At 59.0% G+C, this 14,055-nt stretch carries 14 protein-coding genes; 5 read left to right on the top strand and 9 right to left on the bottom strand.

All coding sequences use genetic code 11. The annotated features are described in order from the left end of the window. Positions 1 to 199: 199 nt before the first annotated feature. The 3 genes from GOV87_RS18320 to GOV87_RS18310 all read right to left on the bottom strand — a co-directional run bounded on the left by GOV87_RS18320 (position 200) and on the right by GOV87_RS18310 (position 2,410). Positions 200 to 1,081 carry a DMT family transporter gene (locus tag GOV87_RS18320; RefSeq protein WP_171212732.1) on the bottom strand — a complete coding sequence of 294 codons (882 nt, stop codon included), beginning with the start codon at positions 1,079 to 1,081 and terminating at the stop codon, positions 200 to 202. 136 nt (positions 1,082 to 1,217) lie between these two features. Further along, entirely contained in the window at positions 1,218 to 1,631 is a 414-nt protein-coding gene (locus GOV87_RS18315; protein WP_171122310.1) for a Fur family transcriptional regulator, read from the bottom strand. A 74-nt stretch (positions 1,632 to 1,705) separates the two neighbouring features. Beyond that, complete coding sequence (locus tag GOV87_RS18310) at positions 1,706 to 2,410, bottom strand: endonuclease/exonuclease/phosphatase family protein (protein WP_171122308.1); 705 nt, start codon at positions 2,408 to 2,410, stop codon at positions 1,706 to 1,708. A 236-nt stretch (positions 2,411 to 2,646) separates the two neighbouring features. Here GOV87_RS18310 and GOV87_RS18305 point away from each other — a divergent pair, with 236 nt between their 5' ends. Continuing rightward, positions 2,647 to 3,534: a DMT family transporter gene (locus tag GOV87_RS18305; RefSeq protein ID WP_171212731.1), complete on the top strand. Its 888-nt coding sequence runs from the start codon at positions 2,647 to 2,649 to the stop codon at positions 3,532 to 3,534. Positions 3,535 to 3,544: 10 nt separating this feature from the next. Here GOV87_RS18305 and GOV87_RS18300 read toward each other — a convergent pair whose 3' ends face one another. Then, entirely contained in the window at positions 3,545 to 4,963 is a 1,419-nt protein-coding gene (locus tag GOV87_RS18300) for a YdiU family protein (protein ID WP_171212730.1), read from the bottom strand. 84 nt (positions 4,964 to 5,047) lie between these two features. On the opposite strand from GOV87_RS18300, the gene GOV87_RS18295 reads away from it, so the two are divergent. Continuing rightward, a complete protein-coding gene (locus tag GOV87_RS18295; protein WP_171212729.1) occupies positions 5,048 to 5,467 on the top strand; it encodes a cupin domain-containing protein in 420 nt (139 codons plus the stop codon). A gap of 3 nt (positions 5,468 to 5,470) precedes the next feature. Continuing rightward, complete coding sequence (locus GOV87_RS18290) at positions 5,471 to 6,361, top strand: fatty acid desaturase (RefSeq protein ID WP_171212728.1); 891 nt, start codon at positions 5,471 to 5,473, stop codon at positions 6,359 to 6,361. Here GOV87_RS18290 and GOV87_RS18285 read toward each other — a convergent pair. Next, positions 6,327 to 7,451 (bottom strand): anhydro-N-acetylmuramic acid kinase, encoded by a 1,125-nt coding sequence (locus GOV87_RS18285; RefSeq protein WP_171212727.1) that lies wholly within the window; start codon positions 7,449 to 7,451, stop codon positions 6,327 to 6,329. The two genes, GOV87_RS18290 and GOV87_RS18285, sit on opposite strands and share 35 nt — an antisense overlap. A gap of 183 nt (positions 7,452 to 7,634) precedes the next feature. On the opposite strand from GOV87_RS18285, the gene tyrS reads away from it, so the two are divergent. After that, positions 7,635 to 8,879: a tyrosine--tRNA ligase gene (gene tyrS / locus GOV87_RS18280; protein ID WP_171212726.1), complete on the top strand. Its 1,245-nt coding sequence runs from the start codon at positions 7,635 to 7,637 to the stop codon at positions 8,877 to 8,879. An 85-nt stretch (positions 8,880 to 8,964) separates the two neighbouring features. Here the strand turns inward: tyrS and GOV87_RS20335 are convergent, their stop codons facing one another. Then, complete coding sequence (locus GOV87_RS20335; protein ID WP_174828532.1) at positions 8,965 to 9,894, bottom strand: hypothetical protein; 930 nt, start codon at positions 9,892 to 9,894, stop codon at positions 8,965 to 8,967. A gap of 242 nt (positions 9,895 to 10,136) precedes the next feature. Between GOV87_RS20335 and GOV87_RS18270 the strand changes: the two genes are divergently transcribed. Then, a complete protein-coding gene (locus tag GOV87_RS18270; protein WP_171212725.1) occupies positions 10,137 to 10,892 on the top strand; it encodes an SDR family NAD(P)-dependent oxidoreductase in 756 nt (251 codons plus the stop codon). Positions 10,893 to 10,895: 3 nt separating this feature from the next. On the opposite strand, the gene GOV87_RS18265 is transcribed toward GOV87_RS18270, so the two are convergent. The 3 genes from GOV87_RS18265 to GOV87_RS18255 form a co-directional block, all read right to left on the bottom strand. After that, entirely contained in the window at positions 10,896 to 12,704 is a 1,809-nt protein-coding gene (locus tag GOV87_RS18265; RefSeq protein WP_254447411.1) for an ABC-F family ATP-binding cassette domain-containing protein, read from the bottom strand. Between the two features lie 41 nt (positions 12,705 to 12,745). Beyond that, positions 12,746 to 13,480, bottom strand: coding sequence for a GNAT family N-acetyltransferase (locus GOV87_RS18260; protein WP_171212724.1), 735 nt, complete (start codon positions 13,478 to 13,480; stop codon positions 12,746 to 12,748). 97 nt (positions 13,481 to 13,577) lie between these two features. After that, entirely contained in the window at positions 13,578 to 14,054 is a 477-nt protein-coding gene (locus tag GOV87_RS18255) for an outer membrane protein assembly factor BamE (RefSeq protein ID WP_171122288.1), read from the bottom strand. Position 14,055 lies beyond the last annotated feature (1 nt).

Raw genomic sequence — 14,055 nt, 5'->3', positions numbered from 1 at the left:
GTTGCCCCGGCTGTCAAGAATTTCACGGGCGTGGATGTCGATGATTGTGCTCATTAGGCCGATCCCTGTGGCTGCATTCAGTTGCACGCCTCATAGCATCACGGATTCAAAAGTAAACCGGACCCGTTATCGCTAACACCCGTATTTCCACAGGTTTAGGGCTAACAGCCAATTGTTTGGGCTAACGTGCGACGATCCGTCAGGCGGCAACGGCCAATTCGCGCGCCAAACGACGCTCACGGATAAAAGTATACATGCCAGACAGGATAATCAGAGAGGCCCCGGCAAGTGTCATTACGTCAGGACGTTCGCCGAACATCAGCATCCCCGCAGCAATCGAAAAGACAAGGCGCGTATAGCGGAACGGTGTCAGCGCCGAGGCCTCTCCGATCCGCATTGCCGTTACGATGGCGTAATACGCCAAAACGCCAAAGCCGATCGCACCCAGATAAGGTCCAACTTGTCCGGTCTGCAGCGGAGCGACGGGTTGCGCCGACAAGACCATAAGGGCTGCACCCGCCAGCGCGATCGCCACATAAGCCTGCAACGCCACAACGGACGACGCCACACGCGCATCAAGCTTGCGCGTAATCAAATCGCGCGCAGCGATTGCGACAACGGTTGCCACAACGAAAAGCGATTCGGGCTGAAACCCCGCCAAACCAGGGCGAATAATCATCAGGATGCCGACAAAACCAATTCCGATTGCACTCCACCGCCGCCAGCCGACATGTTCCCCCAGAAACAGCGCGGCCCCCATGGTTACCGCCAAAGGCATGGCCTGAAAGACCGCAGCGACTGTTGACAGTTCCACCAGCGACAATGCCGTGACAAAAGTCACCGCCCCGAATGCCTCGGCCCCTGCCCGCGCCATCGGCAACGGTTGCCATGCCAGCGGATCAAATATGCGCTTTCGGGTTACCAGCGACATACCTGTAAACAGGAACCCGCAGCTTACCCCCAGAACAATCATGATCTGACCGGTAGGAACACTGGTCGACAGGTGCTTGATGAACATATCCTCAAGCGCAAAGGCCGCCATCGACCCGATGATCAGCAAAATGCCGTGTACGTTGTTCATGCGCGTTTCCAAAGAAAGGGGCAGGTAAATGCCAAGCCCTCAGATCAGGAAAACCGTAACATCCCAAACGCCGCAAGCGATATTGCGACGTGTTTCATGAAATCGCGTGCGACTGCCAATCGCGTTTCGTGATGGGTCAGTCCTGTTCCAGCGGAACACCGTACAGTTCTAGCCGGTGCCCTTTCAGCTTGTATCCCAGCTTTGCCGCGATCTTCTCTTGCAGCGCTTCGATGTCGGGGTCTACGAATTCGATGACTTTGCCCGACTGCATGTCGATGAGGTGGTCATGATGATCCCTCTCAGCGTCCTCATAGCGCGCGCGGCCGTCGCCAAATTCCAGACGTTCCAGAATTCCCGCCTCTTCGAACAGTTTCACGGTGCGGTACACGGTAGCTATCGAGATCCCCGAATCCACCTCTGACGCGCGCGCATACAGCTCTTCGACATCTGGGTGATCCTCACTTTGCTGCAGCACATGTGCAATGGTACGGCGCTGACCTGTCATGCGCAGGCCCTTGGCCTCACAACGGGCGATGATCGTATCGGACATGAGTGACCCTCGGGGCTTTTTCGGTTCTCTGTCTTAATACGTCTGTGCGGCTGGCGCCACAGGGGATTTGCATTCTATGCGGCGCGCCGAAGATCAGCCCATATCGGTAAATGATCCGAAGCGATATGCGCTGGCCGAGCGTCATGGACACCATGCAGGATGGCCTCTAACCCGTCGCCCAGCGCAATCCTGTCCAACGCGCCCAGCGGCTGCGCGGCGGGAAAGCTGGGAACTGGTGGCAGAAACCGCATGTCCGGCGCCAGATGATCCAACACCGGCTGCCGCGACCATTCGTTGAAATCGCCTGCCCAGACCGTCGGCATCTGATCGAGATCATCATCGAACCGCCGCAGATGAGTGATCTGCTGACGTCTGGACGCAGGCAACAGGCCCAGATGCATCCCCATAACCCGCAGTGGGCCGATTTGGGTATCAAACTCGACCCGTACCGCGCCCCTAGGCTCTAACCCCGGCAGGTCGTGGTGACCTTTCTGGCGTTCCTGAATTTTATCGCCACGCCAGATGACAGCGTTGCCGTGCCAGCCCAGACTGCCCGCACCGCCCAGATCAACGATCTGCCAACCCGCTTCATCCAACATAAAATGAGGCAGAGCCGCCGGTCGTGGAGGCAGGCGTTTGTCAGCCTCTTGCAACACCACGATATCGGCTTCCATGCTTTCGATCACCTGCAGGATGCGCTGAGGCTGGCGACGAAAATCAAGCCCGACGCATTTCTGGATATTGTAACTCGCAATGCGCAGGGTTGAATGAGTTTGCATTTGGACCTGATCAAACATGTGGACCAAGAGTGCCACGATGGTTGTCAGGTGCAACCCCCCGACGCCCGAATGATGCGCTTATACAGAATTTTGAAGGCGGCCTCGTTCAACAGCCCAAGATTTCCGCGTTTCAAGGCCGGAGATGGACCGACGTAAATGTTCCACTTGATCCTCAGCCAACGTTCCCTCTATCCCGACAACAGGCCAGTGTTGCTTGCCGATTTCCGAGGACGTTTATGACTTCCAACTCAGTTCACACGGACAATACCACTCGCGCCAGCGTCATCCTTGTCATTGGCGGAATGATGTGGGGACTGTATTGGATTCCGGTCCGGTTCTTCTATGACCTTGGCTTGACAGGTCCGTGGCCGGGTATCGCGATGTATAGCTCGGCCCTGCTTGTTTTGATCCCTCTGGTTTGGCGCGAGCGTCTGGCGCTGGCCTTACAATGGCGCAATCTCGCCCTTAGCGGGATGTTCACCGGGGCAGCGTTCAGCCTGTATTCCCTGAGTCTTGTCTACACGGACGTCGTCCGCTCGATCCTTCTGTTCTATTTGACGCCAATCTGGGGGACGATGCTTGGGCTGGCTTTCCTGGGCGAGCGTCTAAGCTGGGGTCGCTTTGCCGGGCTGGTCTGCGGGATCGCAGGGTTGTTCGTTGTGCTGGGCGGCGACGGCTTTGTGCCATGGCCGCAAAACGCAGGCGACTGGCTGGCGCTGGCGTCGGGCATCTGTTGGGCGCTGGGGACCCTTGGGCTGTATCGGGCCAGCAGTATTTCCGTTTCCGGGCAGGTGTTTGCCTTTGTGTTGGGCGCACTGATCCTGTCTTTTCTCAGCCTCGCCCTTATTCGCGGCCCGGTTCTGCCCGCCCTCGCCCAAGGCGACTATCTTTGGGTCCTTCAACTTGCCCTTCTGTCCGCCCTATACACGCTGCCCATGGTCTATATGACGATCTGGCCCGCGACCAAGCTGTCGCCCGCGCGGGTCGGCATCCTGTTGATGAGCGAGGTTGTGGTCGGTATCGCTTCGGCTGCTGCATTTTCGGGCGAACCCTTTGGCTTGCGCGAACTGTTGGGTGCCGTCCTGATCGTCAGCGCAGCAGTCTTGGAAATCGTGCGCAAATAACAACGAACGTTTACGTCCCACAGAATGTCGCATGCACCACTTCGCTCTGAGTCGGCGGGCGTTTGAGGTCGGCCTCATCGGGTTGTTCCTTAAACGGCTGCGCCAGAACCCGGTTCAAGCGATGGAACGGGCCATAGTCACCCTGCACAGCCGCCTCAATCATTTGCTCAACCCTATGGTTACGTGGAATGAGGGCGGGGTTCGCCGCGGCCATGACCGGGATTGGATCGTCTTCCCGCCGTAACCGAGCCTTCCAACCCTCAGCCCATGTGTCAAACGCAGCCGGGTCCGTGAATTGATCGCGGGCTGTATCGCTGCCCAGCGCACGGAACGTATTGGTGAAGTCGGCCTGATTTTGCGCCATTCGTACTAAGAGATCGGTAATCAACCCCTCATCGCCCTCTTCCGAGGTCGACAGTCCCAACTTGGTCCGAAAGCGCGCTTGCCAGTTCTCTTGCAGCAAGTCCGGCATGGCATGAACGATCTCGGTCGCCTCTTCTACTGCGGCCTGCTTGTCCTCGACCTGCTGGATCAGGGCGGTGGCAAGCTGCGCGGCATTCCAAACGGCAATCTCAGGCTGGTTGGAATAGGCGTAGCGGCCCATACGGTCGATTGAGCTGTAGACCGTATTCGGGTGATAGGTGTCCATAAAGGCGCAGGGTCCATAATCTATGGTCTCGCCCGCGATCGAGCTGTTGTCGGTGTTCATAACGCCGTGAATGAAGCCCACGCTCATCCATGCGGCGATCAGTTCGGATTGTTTCTGGACAACGGCGCGCAACAGACCCATTGGCCCTTTGGCCTGAGGGTAGTGCCGTTGAATCGCGTAGTCCGTCAGTTGGCGCAGGCTGTCAAACTGGCCGCGCGACGCAAAGACTTGAAACGTCCCCACACGCAGATGGCTTTGCGCAACCCTTGTAAGCACAGCGCCGGGCATAGGCCCTTCGCGCAGGACAACTTCACCGGTTTCAACCGCAGCCAGCGCCCGCGTCGTTGGAATGCCCAGCGCGTGCATCGCCTCGGACACAACGTATTCCCGCAAGACCGGACCCAGCCAGGCCCGTCCGTCGCCCTGTCGGGAAAACGGTGTTGGGCCCGAGCCTTTGAGCTGAATGTCCCGGCGCACCCCGTCGTTTCCAACGGTCTCCCCCAACAGCACGGCGCGACCGTCACCAAGTTGAGGGTTGTAGTTTCCGAACTGGTGCCCAGAATAAAGCTGCGCGATCGGCTCTGACCCATCGGGCAGCGTGTTTCCCGCAAACGCCTCGGCCATTTCATGCACATCGCCCGGAGTGACGCGCAAAACACGCGCAAGGTCTTCGTTGAACGCGATCAGTTGCGGCGCGCGTACGGGGATCGGAGCCTGCCGTGCATAAAAGCTGTTGGGAAGCCGGGCATAGGTGTTGTCGAACGGGATCATCAGGGTCATGCGGCAAACATATTCCTGATCCGGCCGAATACCATAGCGGATCACGCAAACCCGTGCATAATCATTCGCAACCACGAGGCACCAATGACTGCACAAGACATCATCGACCACCTGAAACTGCAACAACACCCCGAAGGTGGCTGGTTTCGCGAAACCTGGCGCGCGGAAAACGAAGGCCGCGCCACGGGCACCTGCATCTATTTCTTATTGGCAGAGGGCGAGCGCAGCCACTGGCACCGCGTCGACGCGACCGAGATTTGGCTATTCCACGCTGGTGCGCCGCTTATCCTGTCCATCAGCGATACAGATACCGGGCCTGCCGTGGATCACGTGCTGACCCCTGACCTTTCCAAAGGCGCGCCCCAACTGATTGTGCCAAAAGGCCATTGGCAAGCCGCCCTGTCCACCGGGGCTTACACCTTGGTCAGTTGCACCGTGTCACCGGGGTTTGAGTTTGACGGTTTTGAACTGGCCGCCCCCGGCTTTGACATTCCCCGAGGTTGAAGAATGGATCACCGAGCCCTCATAGCCTCGATTCCGCCAGAGGAAAAAGACCGCCTGCAAGAGCGTTCGAACATCGCAGGATTGCGGCACCTTTCCCTATATGTCCTGCTGCTTTTGGTTACGAGTTTAGGCATTGCCTTACGGGTCCCGCTCTGGCCACTTCTGCTGCTGCCTCAGGGTCTGCTTCTGGTGTTTCTGTTTACACTCAGCCACGAGTGCACGCATAAGACGCCCTTTCGCACCGGCTGGCTGAACGACGCGGTTGGTCACCTTGTTTCGGTGCCTACTGCCCTGCCCTTCACGTGGTTTCGGTACTTTCATCTGGCCCACCACAAATGGACCAATGACCCGGACAAAGACCCGGAACTGGACGGCAAACCCAGACCGGAGCGCTGGCCTGACCTTATGATCTACCTCAGTGGCTGGCCGTACTGGAAAGGCATGGCGCTCGTTCTCTTTCGCAACGCGACCGGAAAGATCGACGCGCCCTACCTACCCCAGCGACAGCATCGCGCCATACGGATTGAGGCAGTTATGTTGCTGGGCCTCTATACGCTTGCTGGCATCAGCCTGATCTTCACACCGATCCTGTTCTGGCTATGGCTGCTTCCGGTCCTAATGGGCCAACCATTTCTGCGCCTGTATCTTTTGGCAGAACACGGCCTCTGCCCACCGGTCGCCAATATGCTTGAGAATTCACGCACCACCTTCACCAACCGGATAATCCGGTTTTTGGCGTGGAACATGCCCTTTCACGCGGAACATCATGCGTTTCCGAATGTGCCTTTTCACCAATTACCGTCCCTGCACGGCTGGACGAAAGCCCATCTGCAATCCACCTCGGACGGATATTCTGAGTTTACGGCAGACTACGTGCACGCGCTGGAGCGCTGATCATACCACCGCCAACAAGCGCCCTGACTCCGGTCGTTCCCGGGCACGAGGTCGGCAAACCCTTGGCCACGCGGACGGCGAGATAGGCGAAGGCCTGCGCTTCCAGCATGTCTCCGTCCAGACCCACGGCTTCGACCGGTTCGACCGCGCAGTCGAGGCCCGCGCGCAGCATTTCCATCAAGACCGGATTGCGGCGGCCTCCGCCCGTGACCAGCACGCGCGCGGGGGGCTTGGGGCAATGCTCCATCCCCTGCATCACGCCTGCGGCGCACATGCCCGTCAAGGTTGCCACGGCATCGGAGTCGGACAGTTCCTGCACCAAACCGATCATTTCCGCGAAATCGTTCCGGTCCAGCGATTTGGGCGGCACCTTGTTAAAGAACGGCTCGGCCAGAAACAATTCAAGCGCACCCATCTCAACCGTTCCGCCGCGCGCAACTGCGCCATCCCGGTCCATCGGCAAACCAAGCCGTGTTTGCATTAGGTCATCGACCGGCGCGTTGGCCGGACCGGTATCAAAGGCCAGCAGCGCGCCGGGGGCTTCGGGGCCATCAAAACTGGGGTCCACGTAAGTCAGGTTCCCCACCCCGCCGAGGTTCAGAAAACACAGAGGTTCCTTAGCTCCGATCCATTTGGCACAGGCGAAGTGAAAGAACGGCGCGAGCGGTGCGCCCTCACCCCCCATCGCCACGTCGTCACTGCGGAAATCCCACACGACGGGAACACCCAACGCCTGAGTCAAACCGTCTCCGTCGCCCACCTGCAAGGTTCCCCGCCCACCCGGTTCATGTGCAAGGGTCTGGCCATGAAAGCCGATCAGATCGATCTCATCGAATTCAGACAATGCTTCGGCATGGGCGATGGTCACCAGTTCAGCGGCGGCATCGACTTCGGGACCATGCCAATGGCCCAGCGCAGACCTGAGTGTGGCACGTTCTTCGTCGGAATAAGCGCGATAGCCGCTGGGACCGAACCCCATGATGCGCACCCCGTCGGTTTCGACCACGGCTGCGTCCACGCCATCCAAAGACGTGCCCGACATTGCGCCCAGTGCTTTGACCGTATCCGTCTTGCCTATTACCCGGCTCATGCCTTACCTCTTGCGTCTTTCGCGCCCGTTGGATCAGCGCGTTGGCCACAACCTGCACGGTAACGTAAACACAACGCAAGCCACATAAGGCGCACCGCGTGCATTTCCTGCAAAAGGTGCCTTTTCCTTGCCACCCCCACCGCCTATACACTGCCCCGCAACACAAACCCAAAGGGCACGGATATGACCTACCACCCCAAATCGGATTTCATCGCCACGATGATCGAGCGCGGCTTTCTTGCCGACTGCACCGATTATCAAGGCCTTGACGACGCGCTGATCAGTGGGGTGCAAACAGCCTATATCGGTTATGACGCAACCGCGCAGTCGCTGCATGTCGGTCACCTGATGAACATTATGGTTCTGCGCTGGCTGCAAAAGACCGGTCACAAGCCGATCACCCTGATGGGCGGCGGCACCACCAAGGTGGGTGACCCCTCATTCCGGTCGGACGAACGCCCCCTGCTGGGCCCCGAACAGATCGACGCCAACATCGCCGGGATGCAGAAGGTTTTCGCCAAGTACCTGTCCTATGATGACGGCGACACCAGCGCGTTGATGCTGAACAATGCAGAATGGCTGGACAGCCTGAACTACCTCGATTTCCTGCGCGATATCGGACGGCATTTCTCGGTCAACCGGATGCTGTCCTTTGAATCCGTAAAATCCCGTCTGGACCGCGAACAATCGCTGTCTTTCCTCGAATTTAACTACATGATCCTGCAGGCCTATGACTTCCTTGAGCTGAACCGTCGCTATGGCTGTGTTCTGCAGATGGGTGGCAGCGACCAGTGGGGCAACATCGTCAACGGGATCGACCTGACGCGCCGGGTTCTGGATCAGGAGATTTATGGCCTGACGACGCCTCTGCTGACCACCAGTGATGGCCGCAAGATGGGCAAATCACAGGGCGGAGCGATCTGGCTGAACGGAGATATGCTGTCGCCTTATGAGTTCTGGCAGTTCTGGCGCAACACCACCGACGCCGACGTTGGCCGCTTTCTGAAGATTTTCACAGAACTGCCCGTGGACGAATGCGACTGTCTGGCCGCGCTGCAAGGGTCCGAAATCAACGAGGCCAAAATCCGCCTCGCCAACGAGGTCACCACCCTGCTGCACGGGTCCGAGGCCGCCGCGACCGCGGAAGCCACAGCGCGCGAAGTGTTCGAGAAAGGCGGCGTGGGTGACGATCTTCCGACCCTGACCATCGGTGCGGATGAATTGCCTGCCTCAATCGTGCAGTTGATCGTTAAGTCCGGCCTCGCCAAATCCGGCAAGGAAGCCAAGCGCCTGATCGCCGAAAACGGAGCCAAACTGGACGACGCACCACTGACCGACGCGGGATTGATGATCGACGCAGGTGCGCTGTCATCGCCGATCAAGCTGAGCGCAGGAAAAAAGCGGCACGCGCTGGTGCAACTGGGCTGAACGCTCGATTGAACCGATAGGCAACACAAGAAAACGGCCACCCTATTGGGCGGCCGTAATTTTTTGGAAAGCTGGTTTTGAGGCCTCAGCGTTTCCCGCCGTTGCCGTTTCCGCCACCATTGCCGTTTCCACCGCCTTGGCCGTTGTTGCTACCGCCGTTACCGGTCCCGGGGCCTGAGCCTCCGGTGTTTCCACCGCCATTACCAGAGTTGCCGCTGTTCCCGTTTCCATTTCCGGGGCCACCGTTGCTACCGCCGTTGCCGTTTCCGCCGCCCTGGCCGCCGCCATTGCTGCCACCGTTGCCGTTTCCGCCGCCTTGGCCGTTGTTGCTGCCGCCGTTACCGGTTCCGGGTCCCGAGCCTCCGGTGTTACCACCACCGTTACCAGGATTGCCGCCGTTGCCGTTGCCGTTGCCGGGGCCGCCGTTGTTTCCACCGTTGCCGCCGCCGTCGTTGTTGCCGCCGCCGCCGTCATTGTTGCCGCCGCCGCCGTCGTTGTTGCCGCCGCCGTCATTGTTGCCGCCGCCGTCATTGTTCCCGCCGCCGCCGTCATTGTTCCCGCCGCCGCCGTCATTGTTCCCGCCGCCGCCGTCATTGTTCCCGCCGCCGCCGTCGTTGTTGCCGCCGCCGCCGTCGTTGTTTCCGCCGCCGTTATTGCCACCCGGACCAGATCCCGCTTGATTCCCTTGATCGTCGTTCGGGTTTTCACCCGAATTGGAAGTTGCCCCAATCGACGCCGTCGAGAAATCTGTCAACAATGCGGCCAAAGCGGGGCATTGCTCGCCTGTGACGGCTAAAGTTGCTTCGAAATCCGACCGCCGCTGCAGGCGCTCTATGAAGCTTGGCGTCACTTGCGTACAATCACACAGGGCTTGATAGTCGCCCGCGTTGGCCGCGATCCGTGCCGTTCTTGCGTTGCAAACTTCTGTCGAAGCCTGCGCAGTTGTTGCCATCAACACCCCGACGAACGGGGACACCACCAAGGCTGAAACGCTTGATTTCAGTCTTATCCGCATCATTAATCTCCTTGCGCCCTAAAAACCCAAGTCCTTCAGGATCTTCGATTACAAAGTGGAAGCCGCAGATGAAGCGCGGTTAAGCGCATGCTGAAAATGCGTTAACAAAGGGCTCGCCACCACTCATCACACTCGACCAGAACACCAGTTGTGACGGTTATGGCGCATGGATATACAATATGTACCTGCGCCACCAATCAAATGTGGTCACAATGTGTCAAAATTAAGGAGAGGTTACCGAAATGCAACTACCCTCAACCGGCGCCATAGTCACAGGCGGCGCATCCGGGCTTGGAGAGGCAACCGCTCGGTACTTTGCCGAAAACGGAGCACAGGTCACTATTCTGGATCGTGACGCCGAGCGCGGAAATGAGGTTGCGGCCGAAATCGGCGGGCACTTTGTCGAGACGGATGTGACGGATGAGGCGTCGGTCGCCGCTGCGGTTGATTATGCCGCAGACAAGATGGGCCGGATCACCGCTGCGGTGAACTGTGCTGGCATAGCCGTAGGCATCAAGACGGTTGGGAAAGAGGGCCCTCACCCACTGGACCCATTTCAACGCACGATCGACATTAATCTGGTTGGAACTTTCAATGTTTCGCGTCTTGCAGCCGAACAGATGGCAAAGAACGCACCCGAGTCGGACGGCGCACGGGGCGTGATCATCAACACGGCGTCGATTGCGGCGTTCGATGGTCAGAAAGGCCAAACCGCCTATGCCGCATCCAAGGGTGGCATTGTGGGTATGACGTTGCCCATGGCCCGTGACCTGGCCTCATCCGGTATCCGCGTGATGGCCATTGCACCGGGAATTTTCATGACGCCCATGCTCGCTGGCCTGCCGGAAGAAGTGCAACAGCAACTGGCGGCGGATGTCCCGAACCCTGCCCGCCTTGGCGACCCGCGTGAATTCGGGCGGTTGGCCGGGTTCATCGTCGAAATGGGCTATCTGAACGGTGAAGTGATCCGTATCGACGGCGCCCTGCGGATGAGGTGACCGTCAGACGCCTTCGGCCTTTTCTTCCAGCATCAGCCATTCTTCTTCGGCTGCTGCTAGCTTCTCTTGCCGTTCAACCAGCGCCTCGGTCGCTTTCTGGAACTTGACCGGCTCGCGGGTGAACAAGTCGGGATCGGACATGAGCTCTTCGAGCTTACCGATCTCGGCCTCAAGCCGTTCCATTTCAGCAGGCAGCTTCTCCAGACGGTGTTTTTCGGAAAACGACAGGCCCGATTTGGGCTGATTTTCCTGCTTTACTTTAGGTTTTGAAGGCTTTGTTTTATCGGCCTTCTTTTCAAATACATCACCGCGCTGCGCAATATAGTCGGACCACCCGCCCGCATAGACTGTGGCGCGGCCATTGCCCTCCATCGCGATGGTGGTCGTGGCGACGCGGTCCAGAAAATCCCGGTCGTGACTGACCAACAGAACGGTCCCGTCATAATCGTCCAGCAGTTCCTGCAGCAGGTCTAGCGTTTCCACATCCAGATCGTTGGTCGGTTCGTCCAGCACCAGCAGGTTCGAGGACTTTGCCATCAGCTTGGCCAACAAAAGCCGCGCTTTTTCTCCACCTGACAAGGACTTGACGGCAGCCCTTGCCTGCCGTTCGTCGAAAAGGAATTCCTTGAGGTAGCCGACAACATGCTTGGGCTGGCCGCCCACCATCACCTGATCAGCTTTGCCGGAAACGCGCATCTCGGGGTCACCAGTCAGGCTGTCCCACAGGGTCATTTCCGGATCCAACTGCGCGCGGGTCTGATCAAAAACGGCAACCTCAAGGTTGGTTCCAAGCGACACAGAGCCTTCGTCCGGTTGCTCCTGCCCCAGCAGCATTTTCAGCAGGGTCGTCTTCCCCACTCCGTTGGGGCCGACAAAGGCCACTCTGTCCCCGCGCTGCACCAACAGATCAAAGTTCCGAACGATCTGCTGCGCCCCGAAAGATTTGGCCAGCCCCTTAGCCTCGATCACTTTTCTGCCTGACTTGGGTCCGGCTTCCAGCGTCATCGCAGCCGAGCCCTGACGCTTGATCTGCGCTGCTTTCTCGGCCCGCAGCGCCTGCAACGCGCGAACCCGACCCTGATTGCGCTTACGCCTCGCACTGATGCCTTCGACGGCCCATTTCGCCTCGGATTTGATCAGGCGGTTCAGTTTGTGACGCTGCTGATCTTCTTCTTCCCAGACTTTGTCGCGCCACGCCTCGAATGCTTCAAAGCCCTGTTCTTGCCGCCGAACAACCCCACGGTCGATCCACAGGGTCGCGCGGGTCAAAGCGCGCAGAAATGCACGGTCGTGCGAGATCAGGACATAAGCCGCACGGGTCGACCCCAACTCGCGTTCCAACCAAGCAATCGCCTCGATATCCAGATGGTTAGTCGGCTCATCCAACAGCATCAGGTCGGGCGCTTCGGCCATCAGCTTGGCCAGCGCTGCACGGCGGCGTTCACCGCCCGAGGCTGTCTCAACAGCGCGCGACGGATCAAATTTCAAACCCTCACCCGCGCGTTCGACCTTGTAAAGCTCTCCGGGCTCCAACCCGCTGGAGGCATAATCGCCAAGCGTGGCAAACCCCTCCATCCCCGGGTCCTGCTCCATATAACCCACAGATTTTCCAGGGGGGATGACGATGTCGCCTTGATCGGCCTCAACCAGCCCCGCCATCACTTTCATTAGTGTCGACTTACCGGACCCGTTCCGCCCGACCAGCGCAACGCGGTCGCCCGGCTGAACCACCAGATCCAGCCCCGAAAACACCGGGTCGCCCCCAAAGGTCAGGGAAATACCGGCCATCTGCAACAAAGGAATTCTCGCCATGCCCGCCAGCTAAACCGGCAGGGCCAAGGCGTCAACGGCGATTACCCGACAACCGCGCGCAACAGCCGCTTTCGCGCCGGAGGGATCGCCCTGATCTCAAGCCCGGTAAAGACGTGGAGCGTATTCATGTGGCGATCGACGACAGCGTGATCGCTGACCCAGCCGCCCATCATCAGATAAGTGCGCAGCAACGGCGGCATCCGCAGCATTGCCTTCTTGGCATCGGGCCTGCGTCGCAGCCTTGCGGCAAAGCGGAACACATCGGGCGCCTTCACGCGCGGCAACCAGCGCTTTGGGGCCAGGTGGCGATGTTTCAGCATGGCAAACGCGTCCAGATATTCGGAAGTTTCTGTCCCGGCAAACGATGAACAACCGAACAGCATTTCCACATTGTTTTCGTCCACATAGGCGGTCATTGCCCCCCATGCGACGCGCAGGATATCGGGGTCAGTCCAGTCAGGGTGAACGCAGAATCGCCCCATCTCGACCATACGTCCGGTGAATCCTTCAAGCGCCGAGAGGTCATAGAACTGGGCGGAATAGCTGCGGCTGATCTCGGACCCCTGATCCATCGTTAGCATCCGAAAGCAGCAAACCAATTGCCCCTCGGCGCGCGTATCCTCGACCAGAATATGTGCGCAGAGGGGATCGAAACCGTCCTGATCCACCTGTTCTGTTCCAAAGGCCAGCGTCCGCAGTCCCTGCGCCGCCGCAATATCCTGCGGCGTTCGCGCCAGACGCGCGCGATACCGGCCCTTGCCGAGCAATAGTGCCATGGTCGCACCTCCGCGGTTGCAGACCCGTTTCTTCCTGCTGCGTGACTATCACACTATGTGTGACCATCGTGTGACTGCGACAAGAACTGGCTTCAAATTAATTGGTCGCGCCGGGAATGTTCGCAGGGTTGAAGTTGCCAATGTTGCCAAGCAGTTGACGCAGGAAGCCCCGACCCTCGATACTGGAATCGGTCACGCGGCGATCCAACTGAACGACAACTCCGTCCTCAAGCCCGTAGCGCTCGATGTTGCGGACGACGCCGCGCTGATCAAAGCTGATCGCGACCAGTTGACGTTCGACGACTTCGGGGCGTTTAGGGCCGTAGTGACGGACTTTGGAACGCACATAGTAATAACCGGAATCCCGCACCACGCCGGACGACGTTGGCGCGCCGACGGCTTCGACCACGCTGTCGCGGGTGTCTACGCCGACTTTGATCTCGGCCAGTTCTTCTGGTGTGGGGACATACCCGTGATTCTCGAAAACAGGCGTACACGCACCAGCGACAACCAGACACGCCCCAAATACAAGCGCTTTGGACGCTGGTTTCAACCTGTTCACAACCTTCAACATT

This window comes from Ruegeria sp. HKCCA5426 (assembly GCF_013034585.1).
Taxonomy (GTDB): domain Bacteria; phylum Pseudomonadota; class Alphaproteobacteria; order Rhodobacterales; family Rhodobacteraceae; genus Ruegeria.
The sequence above is the reverse complement of the archived record's forward strand: the minus strand, read 5'-3'. Positions and strand labels throughout refer to the sequence as shown.

What these genes read in the sequence shown, in the direction of transcription:
- GOV87_RS18305 (WP_171212731.1), top strand. Translation starts at nt 2,647, where the DNA reads ATGACTTCCAACTCAGTTCACACGGACAATACCACTCGCGCCAGCGTC.
- GOV87_RS18295 (WP_171212729.1), top strand. Translation starts at nt 5,048, where the DNA reads ATGACTGCACAAGACATCATCGACCACCTGAAACTGCAACAACACCCC.
- GOV87_RS18315 (WP_171122310.1), bottom strand. Translation starts at nt 1,631, where the DNA reads ATGTCCGATACGATCATCGCCCGTTGTGAGGCCAAGGGCCTGCGCATG.
- GOV87_RS18310 (WP_171122308.1), bottom strand. Translation starts at nt 2,410, where the DNA reads ATGCAAACTCATTCAACCCTGCGCATTGCGAGTTACAATATCCAGAAA.
- GOV87_RS18320 (WP_171212732.1), bottom strand. Translation starts at nt 1,081, where the DNA reads ATGAACAACGTACACGGCATTTTGCTGATCATCGGGTCGATGGCGGCC.
- GOV87_RS18285 (WP_171212727.1), bottom strand. Translation starts at nt 7,451, where the DNA reads ATGAGCCGGGTAATAGGCAAGACGGATACGGTCAAAGCACTGGGCGCA.
- GOV87_RS18255 (WP_171122288.1), bottom strand. Translation starts at nt 14,054, where the DNA reads ATGTTGAAGGTTGTGAACAGGTTGAAACCAGCGTCCAAAGCGCTTGTA.
- GOV87_RS18290 (WP_171212728.1), top strand. Translation starts at nt 5,471, where the DNA reads ATGGATCACCGAGCCCTCATAGCCTCGATTCCGCCAGAGGAAAAAGAC.
- GOV87_RS18260 (WP_171212724.1), bottom strand. Translation starts at nt 13,480, where the DNA reads ATGGCACTATTGCTCGGCAAGGGCCGGTATCGCGCGCGTCTGGCGCGA.
- GOV87_RS18270 (WP_171212725.1), top strand. Translation starts at nt 10,137, where the DNA reads ATGCAACTACCCTCAACCGGCGCCATAGTCACAGGCGGCGCATCCGGG.
- GOV87_RS18265 (WP_254447411.1), bottom strand. Translation starts at nt 12,704, where the DNA reads ATGGCGAGAATTCCTTTGTTGCAGATGGCCGGTATTTCCCTGACCTTT.
- GOV87_RS18300 (WP_171212730.1), bottom strand. Translation starts at nt 4,963, where the DNA reads ATGACCCTGATGATCCCGTTCGACAACACCTATGCCCGGCTTCCCAAC.
- tyrS (WP_171212726.1), top strand. Translation starts at nt 7,635, where the DNA reads ATGACCTACCACCCCAAATCGGATTTCATCGCCACGATGATCGAGCGC.
- GOV87_RS20335 (WP_174828532.1), bottom strand. Translation starts at nt 9,894, where the DNA reads ATGCGGATAAGACTGAAATCAAGCGTTTCAGCCTTGGTGGTGTCCCCG.